We start from the raw sequence: 23,672 nt of genomic DNA on the forward strand, positions 1-23,672 counted from the left end.
TGGGGTTTTGTTTTGGGCGGTCGAAAACACAAAGTCGGTCATTTCGACGACCTTCAGTGCTAAAGTCCTGCCTTTCTATGCAATGACCCTGCGCATGGCTATTATGCGTGCCTCATTGTGAGGCGATATTTGCATGCTGACGCTGTTAAAACTTCTGAAAGATGGCCGATTCCACTCGGGTGAAGCGCTTGGCGCCGCCCTGGGTGTCAGCCGCAGTGCTGTCTGGAAGCAACTCCAACACCTGGAAGCGGAACTCAATCTGCCCCTCCATAAGGTGCGAGGTAAGGGGTATCAGTTGGCGTCACCGCTGGTGTTCTTGACTGCTGAAGATATTGCGTTGAATGCGCCCTCCTTAGCGTGGCCCATCCATATCTCTGACTCCGTAGACTCCACGAATGCCGAAGCTTTGCGTCTTGTTGATGCCGGTTGCGCGGCGCCACTCCTAGTGCTTGCGGAGCAGCAAACGGCCGGCCGGGGTAGGAGAGGACGGAAGTGGGTAAGTCCGTTCGCGCAAAATGTGTATTACAGCCTCGTATTGCGTATCGAGTCGGGCCTTCGGCAGTTGGAGGGACTGAGCCTGGTTGTGGGCTTGGCGGTCATGCAGGCCTTGCGCGAGTCTGGTGTGCGGGACGCCACTCTGAAGTGGCCAAACGACGTTCTGGTAGGGCAGAAGAAAATTGCCGGGATTTTGCTGGAGTTGGTAGGAGACCCTGCAGATATCTGCCACGTTGTCCTTGGAATAGGCATCAACGTGAATATGCAAAGGGCTGACGAGGTGGACCAGCAATGGACTTCGGTGCAGCTGCAGACCGGTTCTCCGGTGGATCGCAATACGCTCGTGGCGCAGTTGGGGTTGCAGCTGCAAAGCTACCTTGAGCGGCACCGGGAGGGTGGTTTTGTCGCACTCAAGGATGAGTGGGAGCAGAATCACGCCTGGCAAGGAAGGCCGGTGTCGCTTATCGCAGGTATCAGCCAAGTCGATGGCATTGTGCTGGGTGTAGATCACCAGGGGGCGCTGCGCTTGAGCGTCGACGGTGTTGAGAAAATATACAGTGGTGGTGAGTTAAGCCTGAGGTTGCGTGATGATTCTTGAGCTCGACTGTGGGAATAGCTTTATCAAATGGCGTGTACTTCATGCCGACAGTGCTCACGCCTCTTCGGAAGGGATTGTTGGTTCGGATCTGGCTTTGATCGAAAGCCTCGTGGCGCTTCCGGGATTGTTGCTGACGCGTTGCCGGCTGGTGAGCGTTCGTGCCCTGGAAGAAACAAGCAAGCTGGTTGCGGCCCTGCATGAGGCTTTCGGCGTTGCTGTCTCCTGTGCGGCTCCCGCGCGCGAGATGGCCGGAGTGCGTAACGGCTACGAAGATTTTGAGCGTCTGGGCCTTGATCGTTGGCTGGCAATGCTGGGGGGGTTCAAGTTAGCGCGCGGTGCTTGCCTGGTGCTCGATTTCGGCACAGCAGCCACGGCGGATTTCATCGCGGCGGATGGTGAGCACCTCGGTGGATTCATCTGTCCAGGTATGCCGCTCATGCGCAACCAACTGCGAACTCATACACGCAAGATACGGTACGACGATGCCGCTGCTGAAAGGGCGCTGGAGCGCCTCTCTCCAGGTCGTACGACCGTAGAGGCAGTGGAGCGAGGTTGTACGCTTATGCTTCGAGGGTTTGTACTCACTCAGTTAGAGCTGGCGCGAAGCTACTGGGGTGATGACTTCACTGTGTTCCTTACGGGAGGGGACGCCGATTTGGTGGCAGATGCGGTGCCACAGGCCCGACTCGTTCCAGATTTGGTTTTTGTCGGTTTGGCGATGGCTTGTCCTTTGTCTTGAGGTGAATATGCGTTGGTTGTTTTTGCTTTTACTTGTCCTCAACGCCTTCTACTACATCTGGCATCAGCAAGAAGCACCGTTGCGCGCCAAAGATGTCACGCCCCTGAGTCTTTACAAGGGGTCGCAGCAGGATATTCGCCTGCTCAGTGAATCGTCTGATGCGGTGATGCGCAGAGATCGTGCAAAAGCATCTGATGCGCAGAATATGTGTTTGTATATCGGTGGTTTTGCGGACCAGCGGCAGGCGCAGTCTGTTGAGCAGCGCCTCACAAGCCTGGATATAAAGGTCAAGATCCAATTGCTCAATACTGCTGAAGCCTCCGGCTATTGGCTGCGCGTAGCCCCTGAAAGCCGACGCCTGGCTGAGGATCTGCCATTTGAAAACCTTGCTAAGGAATTCAATGAGTTAAAACATAAAATAATGTTGTGCGAAGGCGTTGCATCTCTCGAATAGTTTGCATAGAATGGCGCCCGCTTCGCAGTGAAGACCTTTAAGGCCTGCAGTGTGAAGCGAAGGTCAACGCAGCTAACCTCATATTTTTAAATGAGAAAATGCTTGACAGAAGGTCGGCGTAATGTAAAATGCCGGCTCGCTTAGGAGGGGTTCCCGAGCGGCCAAAGGGATCAGACTGTAAATCTGACGTCTACGACTTCGAAGGTTCGAATCCTTCCCCCTCCACCATTTTTAGCGTGAGCTGCAAGCTCCGCGGGTATAGTTTAGTGGTAGAACCTCAGCCTTCCAAGCTGATGATGCGGGTTCGATTCCCGCTACCCGCTCCAAGTTTGCAGGTTGTGCAAGGTGTTTCGCTCTTGTAGCTCAGTTGGTAGAGCACACCCTTGGTAAGGGTGAGGTCAGCGGTTCAAATCCGCTCAAGAGCTCCATATGACAAGGCAGATATGAAAATATCTGCCTTTGTTTTAACAGCTGCCTCGGCTTGTTGGTGTTGCGTCTGGCTTTATTGTCGGGTGATTTCAAGTCTAGTGGGGTTGGTTGTTGTAAAGTCTTTTTCAGGCCTGCATAATGGTCGGCCTGATTTTGTTTTAGGTCAGTAGCTCAATTGGCAGAGCGACGGTCTCCAAAACCGTAGGTTGGGGGTTCGATTCCCTCCTGACCTGCCAGATTCACGTGGTGTATCTGGCTTTCTTTTCACAGGATCTTCATAGATGACTCCTAAGGCTGAAGCTCAAAGCTCTCGTTTCGATCTGGTCAAGTGGCTCGCTGTAGTTGCCTTGGTGGTCGTAGGCGTTGTTGGCAATCAGTACTATTCTGCTTCGCCGATCCTGTACCGCGTCCTCGCTTTGCTTGCCCTTGCTGCTGTAGCTGCCTTTGTAGGCCTGCAGACTGCTAAGGGCAAGTCTTTCGCGGTCCTGGTAAAGGAAGCTCGCACCGAAATCCGTAAAGTCGTTTGGCCGACTCGCCAAGAAACCACGCAGACCACGTTGATCGTTGTGGCTGTTGTTCTGGTTATGGCGTTGCTGTTGTGGGGGCTTGATTCCCTGCTCGGCTGGCTTGTTTCCTTGATTGTTGGCTAAGGGTGTCCCGTGGCTAAGCGTTGGTACGTTGTGCATGCTTACTCGGGTTACGAGAAGCATGTTATGCGCTCTTTGCTGGAGCGCGTAAAGCTGGCAGGCATGGAAGATGGCTTCGGCGAAATTCTGGTTCCCACTGAAGAAGTGGTTGAAATGCGGAATGGTCAGAAGCGCAAAAGCGAACGCAAGTTCTTTCCTGGCTATGTGCTGGTTCAGATGGACATGAATGAAGGTACTTGGCACTTGGTCAAGGATACCCCTCGTGTCATGGGTTTCATCGGCGGTACCGCTGATAAGCCTGCTCCTATCACTGACAAAGAAGCAGAAGCTATTCTGCGCCGCGTTGCTGATGGTAGCGACAAGCCTAAGCCGAAGACGTTGTTCGAGCCGGGTGAGGTTGTTCGTGTCACAGATGGTCCGTTTGCTGATTTCAACGGTACTGTCGAAGAAGTTAACTACGAAAAGAGCCGGATCCAAGTGGCAGTGCTCATTTTCGGTCGCTCTACTCCGGTAGAGTTGGAGTTCAGCCAGGTCGAGAAGGTCTAGCTGAGCAAGCATCCCAACCCCGCAGCCTTAGGCTGTGGGGTTTTGTCGTCACTGGGATAAACGCGCAAGTAACCGGGGAGCCTTTCGAGGCGTTTGAACCCGTAATTGGAGTGCCTCATGGCCAAGAAGATTACCGCTTACATCAAGCTGCAAGTGAAGGCCGCTCAGGCCAACCCTAGCCCACCCGTCGGTCCAGCTCTGGGTCAGCACGGCGTGAACATCATGGAATTCTGCAAGGCCTTCAACGCCCGTACTCAGGGTCTTGAGCCAGGTCTGCCGACTCCAGTGATCATCACTGTATACAGCGACCGTAGCTTCACCTTCGAAACCAAGTCGACCCCGGCTTCGGTTCTGTTGAAGAAAGCTGCTGGTCTGACTAGCGGTTCCGCTCGTCCGAACACCGTTAAGGTTGGCACCGTAACTCGTGCTCAGCTGGAAGAAATCGCGAAAACCAAAAACGCGGATCTGACTGCAGCTGATATGGATGCAGCCGTGCGTACCATCGCCGGTTCTGCTCGTAGCATGGGCCTTAACGTGGAGGGTGTGTAATGGCTAAGCTGACCAAGCGTCAAAAGGCTATCGCCGGCAAAATCGAAGCAGGCAAGGCCTACAACTTTGTAGACGCCGCTGCCCTGCTGGCTGAGCTGTCGACCGTCAAGTTCAGCGAGTCCGTAGACGTTGCTGTAAACTTGGGTGTTGACCCACGTAAATCCGACCAGGTCGTTCGTAGCGCAACTGTGCTGCCACACGGTACTGGCAAGACTGTACGTGTAGCTGTCTTCACCCAAGGCCCGGCAGCTGAAGCTGCTCTGGCCGCTGGCGCTGATCGCGTTGGCATGGACGACCTGGCTGCCGAAATGAAAGGCGGCGACCTGAACTATGACGTCGTTATTGCTTCCCCGGATGCAATGCGCGTTGTAGGTCAGTTGGGTCAGATCCTCGGTCCACGTGGTCTGATGCCTAACCCTAAAGTCGGCACCGTAACCCCAGACGTAGCCACCGCGGTTAAAAACGCCAAGGCTGGTCAGGTTCGTTATCGCACCGACAAAAACGGCATCATTCACACCTCCGTTGGCAAAGTCGGCTTCGATGCCGTCAAGCTGAAGGAAAACGTTGAGGCCCTGATCGCTGATCTGAAGCGTATCAAGCCAGCTTCCTCGAAAGGTATCTACGTCAAGCGCGTTACCCTGAGCACCACTATGGGCCCAGGTCTGGTCATCGACCAAGGCTCGCTGGACGTATAAGACACAAGTTGACGCGAGAGATCGCGTCAATTGAAAAAATTGGGGTCCCTGCCTGGCGGGGGCTATCCAAGACCGTAGGCGGCGCAAGTCTTAAACCACAAGCCTACGCAGATGGTGCTCCCGGTTCCTTACCGAATCAGACACCAAAACGACATCCGGCTCCGGCCAGATGAAACGGTAACAAGCAGGAGTTAAACCCGTGGCAATTAATCTCGAAGACAAGAAGGCCATCGTCGCTGAAGTCAACGAGGCTGCCAAAGCTGCTCTGTCCGCTGTCGTGGCTGATGCCCGTGGTGTGACAGTAGGCGCTATGACCGGACTCCGTAAAGAGGCTCGTGAAGCTGGCGTATACGTACGTGTTGTACGTAACACCCTGCTCAAGCGCGCTGTTGCTGACACTGAATACAGTGTCCTCAACGACGTGTTCACTGGCCCGACTCTGATCGCGTTCTCCAAAGAACATCCAGGCGCTGCTGCCCGTTTGTTCAAAGAATTCGCCAAGAGTCAGGATAAGTTCGAGATCAAGGCAGCTGCGTTCGAGGGCAAGTTCCTCGCAGCTAACCAAATCGACGTACTGGCAACACTGCCGACCCGCGACGAAGCCATTTCGCAGCTGATGAGCGTGATTCAAGGCGCTACCAGCAAGCTGGCTCGTACTCTGGCTGCAGTTCGCGAGCAAAAAGAAGCTGCCGCAGCCTAAGGCTGAGCAACTTCTCTCGCGTATTTTTGTTTATTTCGATGGCCGCGTAGGCCGTCCCCCAATTCAGGAAATACAGCAATGTCTATCTCCCAAGACGATATCCTCAACGCCGTAGCTGAAATGTCGGTTCTGCAGGTTGTTGAGCTGATCAAAGCTTTCGAAGAAAAATTCGGCGTTTCCGCTGCCGCTGCTTCCGCTGGCCCAGCTGTTGCTGCTGTTGCTGCTGAAGAGCAAACCGAATTCAACGTCATGCTGCTGGAAGCTGGCGAGAAGAAAGTAAACGTGATCAAGGCAGTACGTGAACTGACCGGTCTGGGCCTGAAAGAAGCCAAGGCTGTAGTTGACGGCGCTCCTGCCCAGGTTCTGGAAGCAGTGTCGAAAGACGCAGCTGACAAAGCCAAAGCAGTACTGGAAGAAGCAGGCGCTAAAGTCGAGCTGAAGTAAGCATCGACCTTGCGTCTCCAGCCCAAGCGTTAAGCTGAAGGCTGATGGCTGGTGGCTCTTGCCACCGGCCTTTTTCCGTTCTTGGCTGTCGACTCGGTCGCCGCCATTAACGCGCTGTAGCCACCCGATGCGGTGGTGCAAACCATGGGGTTTGCAAGATTTTCTGGCTGCTCCCGTCGGGAGGGCCAAACAAGCAGGTGACCAAGCTGGGGAACGCTGATGGCTTACTCATATACTGAGAAAAAACGTATCCGCAAGGACTTTAGCAAGTTGCCGGACGTCATGGATGTCCCGTACCTTCTGGCTATCCAGCTGGATTCGTATCGTGAATTCTTGCAGGCGGGAGCGACCAAAGATCAGTTCCGCGACGTGGGCCTGCATGCGGCCTTCAAATCCGTTTTCCCGATCATCAGCTACTCCGGCAATGCTGCGCTGGAGTACGTCGGTTATCGCCTGGGCGAACCGGCATTTGATGTCAAAGAATGCGTGTTGCGCGGTGTTACTTACGCCGTACCTTTGCGGGTAAAAGTGCGCCTGATCATTTTCGACAAAGAATCGTCGAACAAAGCGATCAAGGACATCAAAGAGCAAGAAGTCTACATGGGCGAAATCCCATTGATGACCGAGAACGGTACCTTCGTTATCAACGGTACCGAGCGTGTGATCGTTTCCCAGCTGCACCGTTCCCCGGGCGTGTTCTTCGACCACGACCGCGGCAAGACGCACAGCTCCGGCAAACTCCTGTACTCCGCGCGGATCATTCCGTACCGCGGTTCGTGGTTGGACTTCGAGTTCGATCCGAAAGACTGCGTGTTCGTGCGTATCGACCGTCGTCGTAAGCTGCCGGCCTCGGTACTGCTGCGCGCGCTCGGTTACACCACTGAGCAAGTGCTGGATGCCTTCTACACCACCAACGTATTCAGCCTGAAGGATGAAACCCTCAAGCTGGAGCTGATCGCTTCGCGTCTGCGTGGTGAAATTGCCGTTCTGGACATCCAGGATGAAAAAGGCAAGGTCATTGTTGAAGCTGGCCGTCGTATCACTGCGCGCCACATCAACCAGATCGAAAAAGCCGGTATCAAAGAGCTGGAAGTGCCTCTGGACTACGTCCTGGGCCGCACCACCGCCAAGGTCATCGTTCACCCGGCTACAGGCGAAATCCTGGCTGAGTGCAACACCGAGCTGAACACCGAGATCCTGGCCAAGATCGCCAAGGCTCAGGTTGTTCGCATCGAGACCCTGTACACCAACGACATCGACTGCGGTCCGTTCATCTCTGACACGCTGAAGATCGACTCCACCAGCAACCAATTGGAAGCGCTGGTCGAGATCTATCGCATGATGCGTCCTGGTGAGCCGCCAACCAAAGACGCTGCCGAGACCCTGTTCAACAACCTGTTCTTCAGCCCTGAGCGCTATGACCTGTCTGCGGTCGGCCGGATGAAGTTCAACCGTCGTATCGGTCGTACCGAGATCGAAGGTTCGGGCGTGCTGTGCAAGGAAGACATCGTCGCGGTATTGAAGACCCTGGTCGACATCCGTAACGGCAAAGGCATCGTCGATGACATCGACCACCTGGGTAACCGTCGTGTTCGCTGCGTAGGCGAAATGGCCGAGAACCAGTTCCGCGTTGGCCTGGTACGTGTTGAGCGTGCGGTCAAAGAGCGTCTGTCGATGGCAGAAAGCGAAGGCCTGATGCCGCAGGACCTGATCAACGCGAAGCCAGTGGCTGCGGCGGTGAAAGAGTTCTTCGGTTCCAGCCAGCTTTCGCAGTTCATGGACCAGAACAACCCGCTCTCCGAGATCACCCACAAGCGCCGTGTTTCTGCACTGGGCCCGGGCGGTCTGACCCGTGAGCGTGCTGGCTTTGAGGTTCGTGACGTACACCCGACGCACTACGGTCGTGTTTGCCCGATCGAAACGCCAGAAGGCCCGAACATCGGTCTGATCAACTCCCTGGCCGCTTATGCGCGCACCAACCAGTACGGCTTCCTCGAGAGCCCGTACCGTGTGGTGAAAGACGCTCTGGTCACCGACGAGATCGTATTCCTGTCCGCCATCGAAGAAGCTGATCACGTGATCGCTCAGGCCTCGGCCACGATGAACGACAAGAAAGTCCTGGTCGACGAGCTGGTAGCTGTTCGTCACTTGAACGAGTTCACCGTCAAGGCGCCGGAAGACGTCACCTTGATGGACGTATCGCCGAAGCAGGTAGTTTCGGTCGCTGCGTCGCTGATCCCGTTCCTGGAGCACGATGACGCCAACCGTGCGTTGATGGGTTCCAACATGCAGCGTCAAGCTGTACCGACCCTGCGTGCTGACAAGCCGCTGGTAGGTACCGGCATGGAGCGTAACGTAGCCCGTGACTCCGGCGTTTGCGTCGTGGCTCGTCGTGGCGGCGTGATCGATTCCGTTGATGCCAGCCGTATCGTGGTTCGTGTTGCCGATGACGAAGTAGAAACTGGCGAAGCCGGTGTCGACATCTACAACCTGACCAAATACACCCGCTCGAACCAGAACACCTGCATCAACCAGCGTCCGCTGGTGAGCAAGGGTGATCGCGTCCAGCGCAGCGACATCATGGCCGACGGCCCGTCCACCGACATGGGTGAACTGGCACTGGGTCAGAACATGCGCATCGCGTTCATGGCATGGAACGGCTTCAACTTCGAAGACTCCATCTGCCTGTCCGAGCGTGTTGTTCAAGAAGACCGTTTCACCACGATCCACATTCAGGAACTGACCTGTGTGGCACGTGACACCAAGCTTGGGCCAGAGGAAATCACTGCAGACATCCCGAACGTGGGTGAAGCTGCACTGAACAAACTGGACGAAGCCGGTATCGTTTACGTAGGTGCTGAAGTCGGCGCAGGCGACATCCTGGTCGGTAAGGTCACTCCGAAAGGCGAGACCCAACTGACTCCGGAAGAAAAACTGCTGCGTGCCATCTTCGGTGAAAAAGCCAGCGACGTTAAAGACACTTCCCTGCGCGTGCCGACTGGCACCAAAGGTACTGTCATCGACGTACAGGTCTTCACCCGTGACGGCGTTGAGCGTGATGCTCGTGCACTGTCCATCGAGAAGACCCAGCTCGACGAGATCCGCAAGGACCTGAACGAAGAGTTCCGTATCGTTGAAGGCGCGACCTTCGAACGTCTGCGTTCCGCTCTGGTAGGCCACAAGGCTGAAGGCGGCGCAGGTCTGAAGAAAGGTCAGGACATCACCGACGAAATTCTCGACGGTCTTGAGCACGGCCAGTGGTTCAAACTGCGCATGGCTGAAGATGCTCTGAACGAGCAGCTCGAGAAGGCCCAGGCCTACATCGTTGATCGTCGCCGTCTGCTGGACGACAAGTTTGAAGACAAGAAGCGCAAACTGCAGCAGGGCGATGACCTGGCTCCAGGCGTGCTGAAAATCGTCAAGGTTTACCTGGCAATCCGTCGTCGCATCCAGCCGGGCGACAAGATGGCCGGTCGTCACGGTAACAAAGGTGTGGTCTCCGTGATCATGCCGGTTGAAGACATGCCGCACGATGCCAATGGCACCCCGGTCGACGTTGTCCTCAACCCGTTGGGCGTACCTTCGCGTATGAACGTTGGTCAGATCCTTGAAACCCACCTGGGCCTCGCGGCCAAAGGTCTGGGCGAGAAGATCAACCGTATGATCGAAGAGCAGCGCAAGGTCGCAGACCTGCGTAAGTTCCTGCACGAGATCTACAACGAGATCGGCGGTCGCAACGAAGAGCTGGACACCTTCTCCGACCAGGAAATCCTGGATCTGGCGAAGAACCTGCGCGGCGGCGTTCCAATGGCTACCCCGGTGTTCGACGGTGCCAAGGAAAGCGAAATCAAGGCCATGCTGAAACTGGCAGACCTGCCAGAAAGCGGCCAGATGCAGCTGTTCGACGGCCGTACCGGCAACAAGTTCGAGCGCCCGGTTACTGTTGGCTACATGTACATGCTGAAGCTGAACCACTTGGTAGACGACAAGATGCACGCTCGTTCTACCGGTTCGTACAGCCTCGTTACCCAGCAGCCGCTGGGTGGTAAGGCTCAGTTCGGTGGTCAGCGTTTCGGGGAGATGGAGGTCTGGGCACTGGAAGCATACGGTGCTGCTTACACTCTGCAAGAAATGCTCACAGTGAAGTCGGACGATGTGAACGGTCGGACCAAGATGTACAAAAACATCGTGGACGGCGATCACCGTATGGAGCCGGGCATGCCCGAGTCCTTCAACGTGTTGATCAAAGAAATTCGTTCCCTCGGCATCGATATCGATCTGGAAACCGAATAACACGTGACGCGAATCGAGAGCGGGGCTGTTTAGCCCGCTCTCTGCTCCGCCAGGAGGAAAGGCCTTGAAAGACCTACTGAATTTGCTGAAAAACCAGGGTCAAGTCGAAGAGTTCGACGCCATCCGTATTGGGTTGGCATCGCCTGAGATGATCCGTTCGTGGTCGTTCGGTGAAGTTAAAAAGCCGGAAACCATCAACTACCGTACGTTCAAACCTGAGCGTGACGGCCTGTTCTGCGCCAAGATCTTTGGCCCGGTAAAGGATTACGAGTGCCTGTGCGGTAAATACAAGCGCTTGAAGCACCGTGGTGTGATCTGCGAGAAGTGCGGCGTTGAAGTTGCACTGGCCAAGGTTCGTCGTGAGCGCATGGCGCACATCGAACTGGCTTCGCCGGTTGCCCACATCTGGTTCCTGAAATCGCTGCCGTCCCGTATCGGCTTGCTGATGGACATGACCCTGCGTGATATCGAACGCGTTCTCTACTTCGAGAGCTATGTCGTTATCGATCCAGGCATGACCACCCTTGAAAAAGGTCAGCTGCTGAACGACGAGCAGTACTTCGAAGCGCTGGAAGAGTTCGGCGACGATTTCGATGCCCGCATGGGTGCCGAAGCTGTTCGCGAACTGCTGCACGCTATCGACCTGGAACACGAGATTGGCCGTCTGCGTGAAGAGATTCCGCAAACCAACTCCGAAACCAAGATCAAGAAGCTGTCCAAGCGTCTGAAGTTGATGGAAGCCTTCCAGGGTTCCGGCAACCTGCCAGAGTGGATGGTGCTGACCGTTCTGCCGGTTCTGCCGCCAGACCTGCGTCCGCTGGTACCGTTGGACGGTGGTCGCTTCGCGACGTCCGACCTCAACGACCTGTACCGTCGCGTGATCAACCGTAACAACCGCTTGAAGCGCCTGCTTGATCTGTCCGCTCCGGACATCATCGTGCGCAACGAAAAGCGTATGTTGCAAGAAGCTGTCGATGCCTTGCTCGACAACGGCCGTCGTGGCCGCGCTATCACCGGTTCGAACAAGCGTCCTCTGAAATCCTTGGCTGACATGATCAAGGGTAAGCAAGGTCGTTTCCGTCAGAACTTGCTCGGTAAGCGTGTTGACTACTCCGGTCGTTCGGTAATTACCGTAGGCCCGACCCTGCGTCTGCACCAGTGCGGTCTGCCTAAGAAGATGGCACTTGAGCTGTTCAAGCCATTCATCTTCGGTAAGCTGGAAATGCGCGGTCTCGCGACCACCATCAAAGCGGCCAAGAAAATGGTCGAGCGCGAACTGCCAGAGGTTTGGGACGTTCTCGCTGAGGTGATCCGCGAACACCCGGTTCTCCTCAACCGTGCACCGACCCTTCACCGTCTGGGTATCCAGGCGTTTGAACCGGTACTGATCGAAGGTAAGGCTATCCAGCTGCACCCTCTGGTCTGTGCTGCGTACAACGCCGACTTCGACGGCGACCAAATGGCCGTGCACGTACCGCTGACACTGGAAGCCCAGTTGGAAGCGCGCGCGTTGATGATGTCGACCAACAACATTCTGTCGCCAGCCAACGGTGAGCCAATCATCGTTCCGTCGCAGGACGTTGTATTGGGTCTGTACTACATGACCCGTGAAGCGATCAACGCCAAGGGCGAAGGTCGTGTGTTCGCTGACCTGCAAGAAGTTGACCGTGTGTTCCGTGCCGGCGAAGCCGCACTGCACGCCAAGGTCAAGGTGCGGATCAACGAAACCGTCAACGACCGTGATGGCGGCAGCGTGAGCGGCACCCGTATTGTCGACACTACTGTCGGCCGTGCGCTGCTGTATCAAGTTGTGCCAAAAGGTCTGTCGTACGACGTCGTCAACCTGCCGATGAAGAAAAAGGCGATCTCCAAGCTGATCAACCAGTGCTACCGCGTGGTTGGTTTGAAAGAGACCGTGATCTTCGCTGACCAGTTGATGTACACCGGCTTTGCCTATTCGACCATTTCCGGCGTTTCCATCGGTGTTAACGACTTCGTTATCCCGGATGAAAAAGCCCGCATCATCAATGCTGCTACTGATGAAGTGAAAGAGATCGAAAGCCAGTACGCCTCCGGCCTGGTAACCCAGGGCGAGAAGTACAACAAAGTGATCGACCTTTGGTCGAAGGCGAACGACGAAGTTTCCAAGGCGATGATGGCCAACCTCTCGAAAGAGAAGGTTATCGACCGTCACGGCGTGGAAGTCGATCAAGAGTCCTTCAACTCGATGTACATGATGGCCGACTCGGGCGCACGGGGTTCTGCTGCGCAGATCCGTCAGCTCGCCGGTATGCGTGGCCTGATGGCCAAGCCGGACGGCTCCATCATCGAAACGCCGATTACTGCGAACTTCCGTGAAGGTTTGAGCGTACTTCAGTACTTCATCTCGACTCACGGTGCTCGTAAAGGTCTTGCGGATACCGCGTTGAAAACCGCTAACTCCGGTTACCTGACGCGTCGTCTGGTAGACGTTGCACAAGATCTGGTTGTAACCGAGATCGATTGCGGCACCGAGCACGGCCTGCTGATGACGCCGCACATTGAAGGCGGTGACGTTGTAGAGCCATTGGGTGAGCGCGTATTGGGTCGTGTTATTGCCCGTGACGTATTCAAGCCAGGCACCGAGGAAGTTATCGTTCCTGCTGGTACCCTGGTAGATGAGAAGTGGGTCGAGTTCATCGAACTCAACAGCATCGACGAAGTGATCGTTCGCTCGCCGATCAGCTGCGAAACCCGCTACGGCATTTGCGCCAAGTGCTACGGCCGTGACTTGGCTCGTGGTCACCAGGTGAACATCGGTGAAGCGGTCGGCGTTATCGCTGCCCAGTCCATCGGTGAGCCGGGTACCCAGCTGACCATGCGTACGTTCCACATCGGTGGTGCGGCAAGCCGGACCTCCGCAGCCGACAGCGTTCAGGTGAAGAATGGCGGTACTGTCCGTCTGCACAACCTGAAACACGTTGAGCGAGTGGATGGCCACCTGGTTGCTGTGTCCCGTTCCGGTGAGCTGGCAATCGCTGATGACTACGGTCGTGAGCGCGAGCGTTACAAGCTGCCGTACGGTGCTGTGATTTCGGTTAAAGAAGGTGACAAGGTCGACGCTGGCGCAATCGTGGCCAAGTGGGATCCGCACACTCACCCAATCGTTACCGAAATGAAAGGTACCGTGACCTACGTGGGCATGGAAGAAGGCATCACGATCAAGCGTCAGACTGACGAATTGACCGGTATGACCAACATTGAAGTACTCGACGCGAAAGATCGTCCAGCTGCCGGTAAAGACATCCGTCCTGCCGTGAAGATGGTCGATGACAACGGCAAGGACTTGTTGCTGCCAGGCACTGACGTAATCGCTCAGTACTTCCTGCCAGCCAACGCCCTGGTCGGTGTAGCGGATGGTGCGAAGATCGCGATCGGTGATGTTATCGCGCGTATCCCGCAAGAAACTTCGAAGACCCGTGACATCACCGGTGGTCTGCCGCGTGTTGCCGACTTGTTCGAAGCCCGTCGTCCGAAAGAAGCGTCGATTCTGGCTGAAGTCAGCGGCACCATCGCGTTCGGTAAAGAGACCAAGGGCAAGCGCCGTCTGGTCATTACCCCGAACGACGGTACCGATCCGTACGAAGAGCTGATTCCGAAGTGGCGTCACCTGAACGTCTTCGAAGGCGAACAGGTAAACCGCGGCGAAGTTATCTCCGACGGCCCGAGCGATCCACACGACATCCTGCGTCTGCTGGGTGTGAGTGCGCTGGCCAAGTACATCGTTAACGAGATCCAGGACGTTTACCGCCTGCAAGGCGTGAAGATCAACGATAAGCACATCGAGACCATCCTGCGTCAGATGCTGCGTAAAGTTGAAATCGCTGAATCCGGCGATTCCAGTTTCATCAAGGGCGACCAGATGGAACTGACTCACGTACTGGTAGAGAACGAGCGTCTGGGCGCGGAAGACAAGTTTGTCTCCAAGTTCACCCGCGTGCTGCTGGGTATCACCAAGGCGTCGTTGTCCACTGAGTCGTTCATCTCGGCGGCCTCCTTCCAGGAGACCACTCGTGTACTGACCGAAGCAGCGGTAACCGGCAAGCGCGATTACCTGCGCGGCCTGAAAGAAAACGTGGTTGTGGGTCGTCTGATCCCGGCCGGTACCGGTTTGGCTTACCACAGCGAGCGTAAGCGTCGCCGTGATGCTGACAAGCCGCTGCGCGTAAGCGCCAGTGAAGTGGAAGCTGCACTGACCGAAGCGCTGAACTCTAGCGGTAACTGAGTTCTGCACTAGATAAGTCTGGGCCCCGGCAGCCCCATTCGTCGGATCGAGGCATTTTTGCCCCGGTTCGGTGAGTGGGGATGTCGGGGCCTTGCCTTGACTGGGGGCAAGATCCTCTTTAGACTCTTGTACCCCTAAATTTGGCGGGAATTCGTTCCTGCCATTTTGCTTTTCTTGCAAGACAATAGCGTCGCAAGACAACAGTGGAGCTAGTAGATGGCAACTATCAACCAGCTGGTACGTCAGCCGCGTAAGCGTATCGTCGAGAAATCCGACGTACCTGCGCTGCAGAACTGCCCGCAACGTCGTGGCGTATGCACCCGTGTGTATACCACCACGCCGAAAAAACCTAACTCGGCACTGCGTAAAGTATGCCGTGTGCGCCTGACCAACGGTTTCGAGGTTTCCTCGTACATCGGTGGTGAAGGTCACAACCTGCAAGAGCACAGCGTGGTACTGATCCGCGGCGGTCGTGTAAAAGACTTGCCAGGTGTTCGTTACCACACCGTACGCGGCTCCTTGGATACTTCCGGCGTTAAAGGTCGTAACCAGGGTCGTTCGAAGTACGGTACCAAGAAGCCTAAGTAGTAGCGGCTTTTTGTAAAACTGAATCATCTTATTTTCTGAGTCGATAAGAGTAAGGTCGGAGGCGTCCCGCAAGGGCACCGATTCCGAACGAACCTGAAGACCGTTTGAGGGCTTATCCATGCCAAGAAGACGCGTAGCAGCCAAGCGCGAAGTGCTTGACGATCCAAAATACGGAAGCCAGATCCTGGCCAAGTTCATGAACCACGTGATGGAAAGCGGCAAGAAAGCCGTTGCCGAGCGTATCGTTTATGGCGCGCTGGAAAAGGTTAAAGAACGCAAGAACAGCGACCCCCTGGAAATCTTCGAGAAAGCTCTCGACGCCATCGCTCCGCTGGTCGAAGTGAAGTCGCGCCGTGTAGGCGGTGCTACTTACCAGGTTCCGGTCGAAGTTCGTCCGTCCCGTCGTAACGCTCTGGCAATGCGCTGGTTGGTAGACTTCGCCCGTAAGCGCGGCGAGAAGTCTATGGCTCTGCGTTTGGCCGGCGAGCTGTTGGACGCTGCTGAAGGTAAAGGTGCTGCTGTTAAGAAGCGTGAAGACGTGCACCGTATGGCTGAAGCTAACAAAGCTTTCTCGCACTACCGCTTCTAATCTTAGCTTCACTAATTTTGCGAGGGCTTTATGGCTCGTACTACTCCGATTAGCCGCTACCGTAACATCGGTATCGTTGCTCACGTGGATGCTGGTAAAACCACCACCACCGAGCGCGTGCTGTTTTACACCGGCAAAAGTCACAAAATGGGCGAGGTGCATGACGGCGCCGCGACCACAGACTGGATGGTTCAGGAGCAGGAGCGTGGTATTACCATTACTTCTGCTGCTATTACCGCCTTCTGGAAAGGTTCCGAGAAGCAGTACAAAGACGAGCATCGCTTCAACGTAATCGATACCCCGGGCCACGTAGACTTCACCATCGAAGTTGAACGTTCCCTGCGCGTACTCGACGGCGCCGTCGTTGTGTTCTGCGGTACCTCGGGTGTTGAGCCTCAGTCGGAAACCGTATGGCGTCAAGCCAACAAGTACGGCGTTCCACGTCTTGTTTACGTAAACAAGATGGACCGTGCTGGTGCCAACTTCCTGCGCGTGATCGGTCAGATCAAGCAGCGTCTGGGTCACACCCCGGTGCCGATCCAATTGGCTATCGGTTCCGAAGACAACTTCCAGGGTCAGATCGATCTGATCAACATGGAAGCTGTTTACTGGAATGATTCCGACAAAGGTATGGTTCCTGTTCGTAAGCCTATCCCTGCAGAACTGCAGGAGCTGGCTGACGAGTGGCGCAACAACATGGTTGAGGCTGCTGCCGAAGCCAACGAAGAGCTGATGAACAAGTACCTCGAAGGTGAAGAACTCACCAACGTGGAAATCAAGGCTGCTCTGCGTCAGCGTACTATCGCTGGCGAGATCGTCTTGGCTGTTTGCGGTTCTTCCTTCAAGAACAAGGGTGTTCCCCTGGTTCTCGACGCCGTTATCGACTACCTGCCGGCTCCAACCGACATTCCTGCTATCAAGGGTACCAACCCTGATAACGAGGAAGAAGAAATGGAGCGTCACGCCGATGACAGCGAGCCGTTCTCGGCTCTGGCGTTCAAGATCGCAACCGACCCATTCGTGGGTACTTTGACCTTCGTCCGCGTTTACTCGGGCGTGTTGGCATCCGGCGACGGCGTGATCAACTCGGTTAAAGGCAAGAAAGAGCGCGTGGGTCGTATGGTGCAAATGCACGCAAACGCCCGTGAAGAGATCAAGGAAGTGCGCGCTGGTGACATCGCGGCCCTGATCGGCATGAAGGACGTCACCACGGGTGAGACTTTGTGCGACGCTGCCAAGCCAATCATCCTGGTTCGCATGGACTTCCCGGAGCCGGTTATTTCGGTTGCCGTAGAGCCTAAGACCAAGGATGACCAGGAAAAAATGGGTATCGCTCTGGGCAAACTTGCTCAGGAAGATCCATCTTTCCGCGTCAAGACTGATGAAGAGACTGGTCAAACGATCATCTCCGGCATGGGCGAGCTGCACCTGGACATCCTGGTTGACCGGATGCGCCGTGAGTTCAACGTCGAAGCCAACATCGGTAAGCCTCAGGTTTCCTATCGTGAGCGCATCACGAAGAATTGCGAAATCGAAGGCAAGTTCGTTCGTCAGTCCGGCGGTCGTGGTCAGTTCGGTCACTGCTGGATCCGTTTTGCTCCTGCTGACGAAGGTCAGGAAGGTCTGCAATTCGTGAACGAAGTAGTTGGTGGTGTGGTTCCTAAGGAATACATCCCGGCTATCCAGAAGGGCATCGAAGAGCAGATGAAGAACGGTGTTGTTGCCGGCTATCCGCTGATCGGCCTGAAAGCAACCGTTTTTGACGGTTCTTACCACGACGTCGACTCCAACGAGATGGCGTTTAAGGTGGCTGCCTCCATGGCAACCAAGCAACTGGCCCAGAAGGGCGGTGGTGAGTTGCTTGAGCCGATCATGGCGGTAGAAGTTGTTACACCTGAAGACTATATGGGTGATGTCATGGGCGACCTTAACCGTCGTCGCGGCATGATCTTGGGTATGGAAGACACGGTTTCCGGCAAAGTAATTCGCGCCGAGGTTCCGTTGGGTGAGATGTTCGGTTATGCGACCGACGTTCGCTCCATGTCCCAGGGTCGCGCAAGCTACTCTATGGAATTCAAAAAATACAACACAGCTCCGGCGCACATCGCTGAAACTGTATCCAAAAAACAAGGCTGATTCAGTCCTTTAGGCAAGGAGTTAATTGTCGTGGCTAAAGAAAAATTTGATCGTTCCCTACCGCACGTCAACGTTGGCACCATCGGTCACGTTGACCACGGTAAAACCACTCTGACTGCTGCTCTGACTCGCGTTTGCTCCGAAGTTTTCGGTTCCGCAATCGTTGATTTCGATAAAATCGACAGCGCACCAGAAGAAAAAGCTCGTGGTATCACCATCAACACCGCGCACGTTGAATACAACTCGCTGATCCGTCACTACGCTCACGTTGACTGCCCAGGTCACGCTGACTATGTGAAGAACATGATCACCGGTGCTGCTCAAATGGACGGCGCTATCCTGGTTTGTTCGGCCGCTGATGGTCCGATGCCACAAACCCGTGAGCACATCCTGCTGTCCCGTCAGGTAGGCGTTCCGTACATCGTGGTTTACCTGAACAAGGCTGACCTGGTAGACGACGCTGAGCTGCTGGAACTGGTTGAGATGGAAGTGCGCGATCTGCTGAGCACTTACGACTTCCCAGGCGACGACACTCCGATCATCATCGGTTCTGCTCGTATGGCTCTGGAAGGCAAAGACGACAACGAAATGGGCACCACGTCCGTTCGTAAACTGGTTGAGACTCTGGACAGCTACATCCCAGATCCAGTCCGTGTTATCGACAAGCCGTTCCTGATGCCAATCGAAGACGTATTCTCGATCTCCGGTCGCGGTACTGTTGTAACTGGTCGTATCGAGCGCGGTATCGTCAAGGTTCAAGATCCACTGGAAATCGTTGGTCTGCGTGACACTACCGTCACCACCTGCACCGGTGTTGAAATGTTCCGTAAACTGCTCGACGAAGGTCGTGCTGGCGAGAACTGCGGCGTTCTGCTGCGTGGTACCAAGCGTGACGACGTTGAGCGTGGCCAGGTTCTGGTTAAGCCAGGTTCGGTTAAGCCGCACACCAAGTTCGAAGCTGAAGTGTACGTGCTGAGCAAAGAAGAAGGCGGTCGTCACACTCCGTTCTTCAAAGGCTACCGTCCACAGTTCTACTTCCGTACTACCGACGTAACTGGTAACTGCGAACTGCCGGAAGGCGTAGAAATGGTAATGCCAGGCGACAACATCAAAATGGTTGTCACCCTGATCAAAACCATCGCTATGGAAGACGGTCTGCGTTTCGCAATCCGTGAAGGCGGCCGTACCGTTGGTGCTGGCGTTGTAGCTAAAATCATCGAGTAATTATCTCTTCTGAGATAGCTCTGATGTTTTGAAAAGGCCCCCGCTCAGCGGGGGCCTTTTTTATTGGGTTGACACCTATCAGGGCCGTCTATAGAATTGCGCCTCCTTTTAACGGGCGTATTGCGCTCGCTGGGAATAGCAGCCGGAGTCTGAAATCCAATGCAAAATCAGCAAATCCGTATCAGGTTGAAGGCTTTTGACCATCGCCTGATCGACCAATCCACCCAGGAAATCGTGGAAACCGCGAAACGTACTGGTGCTCAAGTGCGTGGTCCAATTCCACTGCCTACCCGTAAAGAGCGGTTCACCGTTCTGGTCTCCCCGCACGTCAACAAAGACGCGCGTGACCAGTACGAGATCCGTACTCATAAGCGCGTACTGGACATCGTCCAGCCAACGGATAAAACCGTTGATGCACTTATGAAGCTCGATCTGGCGGCCGGTGTGGAAGTACAGATCAGCCTCGGCTAAGACTTGGGTCTTAGTCGTGTAACGCTCTGAAATGGGCGGCCATAGCGGGTGAAAGCCCCGTACACTCATGAGGTTTACAACATGACTATTGGTGTAGTCGGTCGTAAATGCGGTATGACCCGTATTTTCACCGAAGAAGGTGTCTCCATTCCGGTCACGGTCATTGAGATCGAACCGAATCGCGTCACCCAGTTCAAAACTGAAGAGACCGATGGCTATCGTGCAGTGCAAGTCACTGTCGGCGAGCGTCGTGCTTCGCGCGTGACTGCTGCTCAAGCGGGTCACTTCGCTAAAGCAAACGTTGCAGCTGGTCGCACTGTTATGGAGTTCCGTCTCGAAGACGGCGACTACCAGGCTGGTGATCTGATCAACGCTGAAATCTTCGCTGCTGGTCAACTGGTTGATGTAACCGGTCAGTCCAAAGGTAAAGGCTTCCAGGGTACGATCAAGCGTTGGAATTTCCGTGGCCAAGACAACACTCACGGTAACTCCGTTTCCCACCGCGTCCCGGGCTCTATTGGCCAGTGCCAGACTCCTGGTCGTGTATTCAAGGGCAAAAAAATGTCCGGTCATATGGGCGCTGAGCGCGTGACCGTGCAGTCCCTCGAAGTAGTGCGCGTCGACGCTGAACGCAATCTGTTGTTGGTCAAGGGTGCTGTTCCTGGCGCTACTGGCGGCAACCTGGTTGTACGTCCGGCGGCCAAGGCTCGCGGTTAAGGGGAAGCTGACATGCAATTAAATGTAAATGACGCTCAAGCGATCGAAGTTTCCGAACTGACGTTTGGCGGCGAGTTCAACGAGACGCTGGTTCACCAAGCAGTCGTGGCCTACATGGCCGGCGGCCGTCAAGGTAGCAAGCAGCAAAAGACCCGTTCCGACGTTCGTGGTGGCGGTAAGCGCCCTTGGCGTCAGAAAGGTACTGGCCGTGCTCGTGCCGGTACTATCCGTAGCCCAATCTGGCGTGGCGGTGGTACCACTTTCGCAGCTCGTCCACAGGATCACTCGCAGAAGCTCAACAAGAAGATGTACCGCGCAGCTCTGCGCTCCATCCTTGCTGAACTCGTGCGTACTGACCGTCTGGTCGTGGTTCAGGACTTCGCTGTTGAAAGCCCGAAAACCAAAGATCTGCTGGGCAAACTGAACAACATGAGCCTGACCGATGTTTTGATCGTGTCTGAAGCTGTTGATCAGAACCTGTACCTGGCTGCTCGCAACCTGCCACACGTTGATGTGCGTGACGTGCAAGGTTCCGATCCAGTTAGTCTGATCGCATACGACAAGGTGTTGATCACCGTGTCGGCCGTGAAGAAATTCGAGGAGCTGCTGGGATGAACCAGGAACGCGTATTTAAAGTTCTGCTTGGCCCGCACGTTTCCGAAAAGGCTACGGTTCTGGCTGACAAGAAAGGCCAGTTCGTTTTCAAGGTTGCAACTGACGCAACCAAGCTGGAAATCAAGAAGGCCGTCGAAAGCCTGTTCAGCGTGAAAGTAGAGCGTGTTACTACCCTGAATGTTCTGGGTAAGAGCAAGCGCACTGCTCGCGGTCTGGGCAAGCGTAATGACTGGAAGAAGGCAGTTATCTCCCTTCAGCCAGGCCAAGATCTCGATTTCAGCAGCAGTGCTGAGTAAGGAAGGGGTGCATCATGGCAATCGTTAAATGCAAACCGACTTCCCCTGGCCGCCGTTTTGTGGTCAAGGTGGTCAACCAGGAGCTGCATAAAGGCGCTCCTCACGCACCGCTGCTCGAGAAAAAATCGAAGTCTGGTGGTCGTAACAACAATGGTCGTATTACCACTCGTCACATCGGTGGTGGCCATAAGCAGCATTATCGTCTGGTCGACTTCCGTCGCAACGACAAAGATGGCATCGCTGCCACTGTCGAGCGTATCGAATACGATCCAAACCGTACTGCTCACATCGCTCTGCTGCTGTACGCAGATGGCGAGCGTCGCTACATCATCGCCCCTAAAGGCGTGAGCGCTGGCGACCAGCTGATCGCAGGTGCTCTGGCACCGATCAAGCCGGGCAACGCTCTGCAACTGCGCAACATTCCAGTTGGTAGCACCGTACACGGCATCGAATTGAAGCCAGGTAAAGGCGCGCAAATCGCTCGTTCCGCTGGTGCTTCGGCTCAGCTGATCGCTCGTGAAGGTGTCTACGTGACCCTGCGTCTGCGTTCTGGTGAGATGCGTAAAGTGCTGGCTGAATGCCGCGCGACCCTGGGCGAAGTCTCGAACTCCGAGCACAGCCTGCGTTCGCTGGGTAAAGCTGGTGCCAAACGCTGGCGTGGCGTTCGCCCAACCGTTCGTGGTGTTGCCATGAACCCGGTTGACCACCCACACGGTGGTGGTGAAGGTCGTACCTCTGGTGGTCGTCATCCGGTATCGCCATGGGGCTTCCCGACTAAGGGCGCGAAGACTCGTGGTAATAAGCGTACCGACAAAATGATCGTCCGTCGTCGCAAGTAAATAGAGGGATACGACAGTGCCACGTTCTCTGAAAAAAGGTCCTTTTATTGATCTTCACCTACTGAAGAAGATCGAAGTGGCGGCGGAAAAGAACGATCGCAAACCAGTTAAGACCTGGTCGCGTCGTTCGATGATCCTGCCACAAATGGTCGGTCTGACCATCGCTGTACACAACGGTCGCTTGCACGTCCCAGTTCTCGTGAACGAAGACATGGTCGGCCACAAACTAGGCGAGTTTGCCGGTACCCGCACTTATCGTGGGCACGTGGCAGACAAGAAAGCCAAGCGTTAAGGGGTTAGGAAATGGAAGTAGCCGCTAAGTTGTCGGGCGCTCGAATCTCCGCCCAGAAAGCCCGCTTGGTCGCCGACCAGATCCGCGGGAAGAAGGTGGGCGAAGCGCTCAACCTGTTGGCTTTCAGCAGTAAGAAAGCCGCCGAGATCATGAAGAAAGTGCTGGAGTCGGCCGTAGCCAACGCCGAGCATAACGAAGGCGCAGACGTTGATGACCTGAAGGTCAGCACCGTTTTCGTCAACGAAGGGCGTTCGCTGAAGCGCATCATGCCACGTGCCAAAGGCCGTGCTGATCGCATCGTCAAGCGGTCTTGCCATATCACTGTCAAGGTTGCTGACAAGTAACGGAGTCGAAGAGATGGGTCAGAAAGTACATCCCATTGGCATTCGCCTGGGAATCGTCAAGGAGCACACCTCCGTCTGGTACGCAGACGGTCGGACTTATGCGGACTATTTGTTCGCTGATCTGAAGGTGCGTGAGTATCTCCAAGACAAACTAAAAAGCGCGTCCGTAAGCCGTATCGATATCCATCGTCCGGCCCAAACTGCACGTATCACCATCCACACCGCTCGTCCAGGTATCGTTATCGGGAAGAAAGGTGAAGATGTTGAGAAACTGCGTCAGGACCTGACCAAGCAAATGGGTGTGCCTGTGCACATCAATATCGAAGAGATCCGCAAGCCGGAGCTCGACGGTATGCTGGTTGCGCAGAGCGTAGCTCAGCAGCTGGAGCGTCGCGTTATGTTCCGTCGCGCTATGAAGCGCGCTGTACAGAACGCCATGCGCATTGGTGCCAAAGGCATCAAAATCCAAGTGAGCGGTCGTCTCGGCGGTGCTGAAATCGCACGTACTGAATGGTATCGCGAAGGTCGTGTGCCACTGCACACCCTGCGTGCCGACATCGACTATGCCAACTACGAAGCTCACACCACTTACGGTGTGATCGGTGTAAAGGTTTGGATCTTCAAAGGCGAAGTAATTGGTGGTCGCCAAGAAGAACTGAAACCACAAGCACCAGCGCCTCGTAAAAAAGCTGCTAAGTAAGGGGTACG

General features: G+C 55.3%; 23 protein-coding genes and 4 tRNA genes. All 27 read left to right on the top strand.

The features are described from left to right. The first annotated feature begins 133 nt into the window (after nucleotides 1-133). The 27 genes from birA (at nucleotide 134) to rpsC (ending at nucleotide 23,664) form a co-directional block, all read left to right on the top strand. Nucleotides 134-1,093 carry a bifunctional biotin--[acetyl-CoA-carboxylase] ligase/biotin operon repressor BirA gene (gene birA / locus HX812_RS16850; RefSeq protein ID WP_038842502.1) on the top strand — a complete coding sequence of 320 codons (960 nt, stop codon included), beginning with the start codon at nucleotides 134-136 and terminating at the stop codon, nucleotides 1,091-1,093. Next, complete coding sequence (locus HX812_RS16855; RefSeq protein ID WP_038842504.1) at nucleotides 1,083-1,832, top strand: pantothenate kinase; 750 nt, start codon at nucleotides 1,083-1,085, stop codon at nucleotides 1,830-1,832. Before birA ends, HX812_RS16855 begins: the two co-directional genes overlap by 11 nt. 7 nt (nucleotides 1,833-1,839) lie before the next feature. Then, entirely contained in the window at nucleotides 1,840-2,286 is a 447-nt protein-coding gene (locus tag HX812_RS16860; protein WP_038842506.1) for a hypothetical protein, read from the top strand. Between the two features lie 143 nt (nucleotides 2,287-2,429). Beyond that, a tRNA-Tyr gene (locus HX812_RS16865) sits at nucleotides 2,430-2,514 on the top strand. 24 nt (nucleotides 2,515-2,538) lie between these two features. Continuing rightward, nucleotides 2,539-2,612: transfer RNA gene (locus tag HX812_RS16870), tRNA-Gly, on the top strand. Between the two features lie 26 nt (nucleotides 2,613-2,638). Next, a tRNA-Thr gene (locus HX812_RS16875) sits at nucleotides 2,639-2,714 on the top strand. Nucleotides 2,715-2,875: 161 nt separating this feature from the next. After that, nucleotides 2,876-2,951, top strand: a tRNA-Trp gene (locus HX812_RS16880). 45 nt (nucleotides 2,952-2,996) lie between these two features. Next, nucleotides 2,997-3,365 (top strand): preprotein translocase subunit SecE, encoded by a 369-nt coding sequence (gene secE / locus HX812_RS16885; RefSeq protein WP_003194658.1) that lies wholly within the window; start codon nucleotides 2,997-2,999, stop codon nucleotides 3,363-3,365. Nucleotides 3,366-3,374: 9 nt separating this feature from the next. Beyond that, nucleotides 3,375-3,908 carry a transcription termination/antitermination protein NusG gene (gene nusG / locus HX812_RS16890; protein ID WP_003176436.1) on the top strand — a complete coding sequence of 178 codons (534 nt, stop codon included), beginning with the start codon at nucleotides 3,375-3,377 and terminating at the stop codon, nucleotides 3,906-3,908. 117 nt (nucleotides 3,909-4,025) lie between these two features. Beyond that, entirely contained in the window at nucleotides 4,026-4,457 is a 432-nt protein-coding gene (rplK, locus tag HX812_RS16895; RefSeq protein WP_003176435.1) for a 50S ribosomal protein L11, read from the top strand. Beyond that, nucleotides 4,457-5,152 (top strand): 50S ribosomal protein L1, encoded by a 696-nt coding sequence (gene rplA, locus HX812_RS16900; protein WP_033900028.1) that lies wholly within the window; start codon nucleotides 4,457-4,459, stop codon nucleotides 5,150-5,152. The genes rplK and rplA overlap by 1 nt, the downstream gene beginning before the upstream one ends. A 199-nt stretch (nucleotides 5,153-5,351) precedes the next feature. Continuing rightward, nucleotides 5,352-5,852, top strand: coding sequence for a 50S ribosomal protein L10 (rplJ, locus tag HX812_RS16905; protein WP_016969477.1), 501 nt, complete (start codon nucleotides 5,352-5,354; stop codon nucleotides 5,850-5,852). A gap of 78 nt (nucleotides 5,853-5,930) precedes the next feature. Next, nucleotides 5,931-6,296, top strand: coding sequence for a 50S ribosomal protein L7/L12 (gene rplL, locus HX812_RS16910; protein WP_003210093.1), 366 nt, complete (start codon nucleotides 5,931-5,933; stop codon nucleotides 6,294-6,296). Between the two features lie 219 nt (nucleotides 6,297-6,515). After that, nucleotides 6,516-10,589 (top strand): DNA-directed RNA polymerase subunit beta, encoded by a 4,074-nt coding sequence (gene rpoB / locus HX812_RS16915; protein ID WP_010206926.1) that lies wholly within the window; start codon nucleotides 6,516-6,518, stop codon nucleotides 10,587-10,589. Between the two features lie 64 nt (nucleotides 10,590-10,653). Then, nucleotides 10,654-14,853 (top strand): DNA-directed RNA polymerase subunit beta', encoded by a 4,200-nt coding sequence (rpoC, locus tag HX812_RS16920; RefSeq protein ID WP_016977596.1) that lies wholly within the window; start codon nucleotides 10,654-10,656, stop codon nucleotides 14,851-14,853. Between the two features lie 216 nt (nucleotides 14,854-15,069). After that, nucleotides 15,070-15,441 carry a 30S ribosomal protein S12 gene (gene rpsL / locus HX812_RS16925; RefSeq protein WP_002555494.1) on the top strand — a complete coding sequence of 124 codons (372 nt, stop codon included), beginning with the start codon at nucleotides 15,070-15,072 and terminating at the stop codon, nucleotides 15,439-15,441. A gap of 118 nt (nucleotides 15,442-15,559) precedes the next feature. Next, complete coding sequence (gene rpsG, locus HX812_RS16930) at nucleotides 15,560-16,030, top strand: 30S ribosomal protein S7 (protein WP_002555493.1); 471 nt, start codon at nucleotides 15,560-15,562, stop codon at nucleotides 16,028-16,030. 30 nt (nucleotides 16,031-16,060) lie between these two features. Next, on the top strand, nucleotides 16,061-18,166 hold the full coding sequence (gene fusA / locus HX812_RS16935) for an elongation factor G (RefSeq protein ID WP_033900034.1): 2,106 nt from the start codon (nucleotides 16,061-16,063) through the stop codon (nucleotides 18,164-18,166). A 30-nt stretch (nucleotides 18,167-18,196) separates the two neighbouring features. Further along, nucleotides 18,197-19,390: an elongation factor Tu gene (gene tuf, locus HX812_RS16940; RefSeq protein WP_003176426.1), complete on the top strand. Its 1,194-nt coding sequence runs from the start codon at nucleotides 18,197-18,199 to the stop codon at nucleotides 19,388-19,390. Between the two features lie 159 nt (nucleotides 19,391-19,549). After that, complete coding sequence (gene rpsJ / locus HX812_RS16945; RefSeq protein WP_003186070.1) at nucleotides 19,550-19,861, top strand: 30S ribosomal protein S10; 312 nt, start codon at nucleotides 19,550-19,552, stop codon at nucleotides 19,859-19,861. An 81-nt stretch (nucleotides 19,862-19,942) separates the two neighbouring features. Beyond that, nucleotides 19,943-20,578 carry a 50S ribosomal protein L3 gene (rplC, locus tag HX812_RS16950; RefSeq protein ID WP_003194649.1) on the top strand — a complete coding sequence of 212 codons (636 nt, stop codon included), beginning with the start codon at nucleotides 19,943-19,945 and terminating at the stop codon, nucleotides 20,576-20,578. Between the two features lie 12 nt (nucleotides 20,579-20,590). Then, nucleotides 20,591-21,193 (top strand): 50S ribosomal protein L4, encoded by a 603-nt coding sequence (gene rplD / locus HX812_RS16955; RefSeq protein ID WP_003176424.1) that lies wholly within the window; start codon nucleotides 20,591-20,593, stop codon nucleotides 21,191-21,193. Then, a complete protein-coding gene (rplW, locus tag HX812_RS16960) occupies nucleotides 21,190-21,489 on the top strand; it encodes a 50S ribosomal protein L23 (RefSeq protein WP_002555488.1) in 300 nt (99 codons plus the stop codon). Before rplD ends, rplW begins: the two co-directional genes overlap by 4 nt. A gap of 14 nt (nucleotides 21,490-21,503) precedes the next feature. Next, complete coding sequence (rplB, locus tag HX812_RS16965) at nucleotides 21,504-22,328, top strand: 50S ribosomal protein L2 (protein WP_003186055.1); 825 nt, start codon at nucleotides 21,504-21,506, stop codon at nucleotides 22,326-22,328. 16 nt (nucleotides 22,329-22,344) lie between these two features. Then, nucleotides 22,345-22,620, top strand: a complete 276-nt coding sequence (rpsS, locus tag HX812_RS16970) for a 30S ribosomal protein S19 (protein WP_003232420.1) — start codon at nucleotides 22,345-22,347, stop codon at nucleotides 22,618-22,620. An 11-nt stretch (nucleotides 22,621-22,631) separates the two neighbouring features. Next, a complete protein-coding gene (gene rplV / locus HX812_RS16975) occupies nucleotides 22,632-22,964 on the top strand; it encodes a 50S ribosomal protein L22 (protein ID WP_003103908.1) in 333 nt (110 codons plus the stop codon). Between the two features lie 13 nt (nucleotides 22,965-22,977). Continuing rightward, the gene (gene rpsC, locus HX812_RS16980) at nucleotides 22,978-23,664 is read left to right on the top strand and encodes a 30S ribosomal protein S3 (RefSeq protein WP_003176422.1); all 687 of its coding nucleotides are present in this window, start codon (nucleotides 22,978-22,980) and stop codon (nucleotides 23,662-23,664) included. Nucleotides 23,665-23,672 lie beyond the last annotated feature (8 nt).

Source organism: Pseudomonas sp. IPO3749 (assembly GCF_013386605.1).
Classification (GTDB): domain Bacteria; phylum Pseudomonadota; class Gammaproteobacteria; order Pseudomonadales; family Pseudomonadaceae; genus Aquipseudomonas; species Aquipseudomonas azotoformans_A.

Coding starts and splice junctions, on each gene's coding strand:
- birA (WP_038842502.1), top strand. CDS start 134: ATGCTGACGCTGTTAAAACTTCTGAAAGATGGCCGATTCCACTCGGGT.
- HX812_RS16855 (WP_038842504.1), top strand. CDS start 1,083: ATGATTCTTGAGCTCGACTGTGGGAATAGCTTTATCAAATGGCGTGTA.
- HX812_RS16860 (WP_038842506.1), top strand. CDS start 1,840: ATGCGTTGGTTGTTTTTGCTTTTACTTGTCCTCAACGCCTTCTACTAC.
- secE (WP_003194658.1), top strand. CDS start 2,997: ATGACTCCTAAGGCTGAAGCTCAAAGCTCTCGTTTCGATCTGGTCAAG.
- rplK (WP_003176435.1), top strand. CDS start 4,026: ATGGCCAAGAAGATTACCGCTTACATCAAGCTGCAAGTGAAGGCCGCT.
- rplA (WP_033900028.1), top strand. CDS start 4,457: ATGGCTAAGCTGACCAAGCGTCAAAAGGCTATCGCCGGCAAAATCGAA.
- rplL (WP_003210093.1), top strand. CDS start 5,931: ATGTCTATCTCCCAAGACGATATCCTCAACGCCGTAGCTGAAATGTCG.
- rpoB (WP_010206926.1), top strand. CDS start 6,516: ATGGCTTACTCATATACTGAGAAAAAACGTATCCGCAAGGACTTTAGC.
- rpsL (WP_002555494.1), top strand. CDS start 15,070: ATGGCAACTATCAACCAGCTGGTACGTCAGCCGCGTAAGCGTATCGTC.
- rpsG (WP_002555493.1), top strand. CDS start 15,560: ATGCCAAGAAGACGCGTAGCAGCCAAGCGCGAAGTGCTTGACGATCCA.
- fusA (WP_033900034.1), top strand. CDS start 16,061: ATGGCTCGTACTACTCCGATTAGCCGCTACCGTAACATCGGTATCGTT.
- rpsJ (WP_003186070.1), top strand. CDS start 19,550: ATGCAAAATCAGCAAATCCGTATCAGGTTGAAGGCTTTTGACCATCGC.
- rplC (WP_003194649.1), top strand. CDS start 19,943: ATGACTATTGGTGTAGTCGGTCGTAAATGCGGTATGACCCGTATTTTC.
- rplD (WP_003176424.1), top strand. CDS start 20,591: ATGCAATTAAATGTAAATGACGCTCAAGCGATCGAAGTTTCCGAACTG.
- rplW (WP_002555488.1), top strand. CDS start 21,190: ATGAACCAGGAACGCGTATTTAAAGTTCTGCTTGGCCCGCACGTTTCC.
- rplB (WP_003186055.1), top strand. CDS start 21,504: ATGGCAATCGTTAAATGCAAACCGACTTCCCCTGGCCGCCGTTTTGTG.
- rplV (WP_003103908.1), top strand. CDS start 22,632: ATGGAAGTAGCCGCTAAGTTGTCGGGCGCTCGAATCTCCGCCCAGAAA.
- rpsC (WP_003176422.1), top strand. CDS start 22,978: ATGGGTCAGAAAGTACATCCCATTGGCATTCGCCTGGGAATCGTCAAG.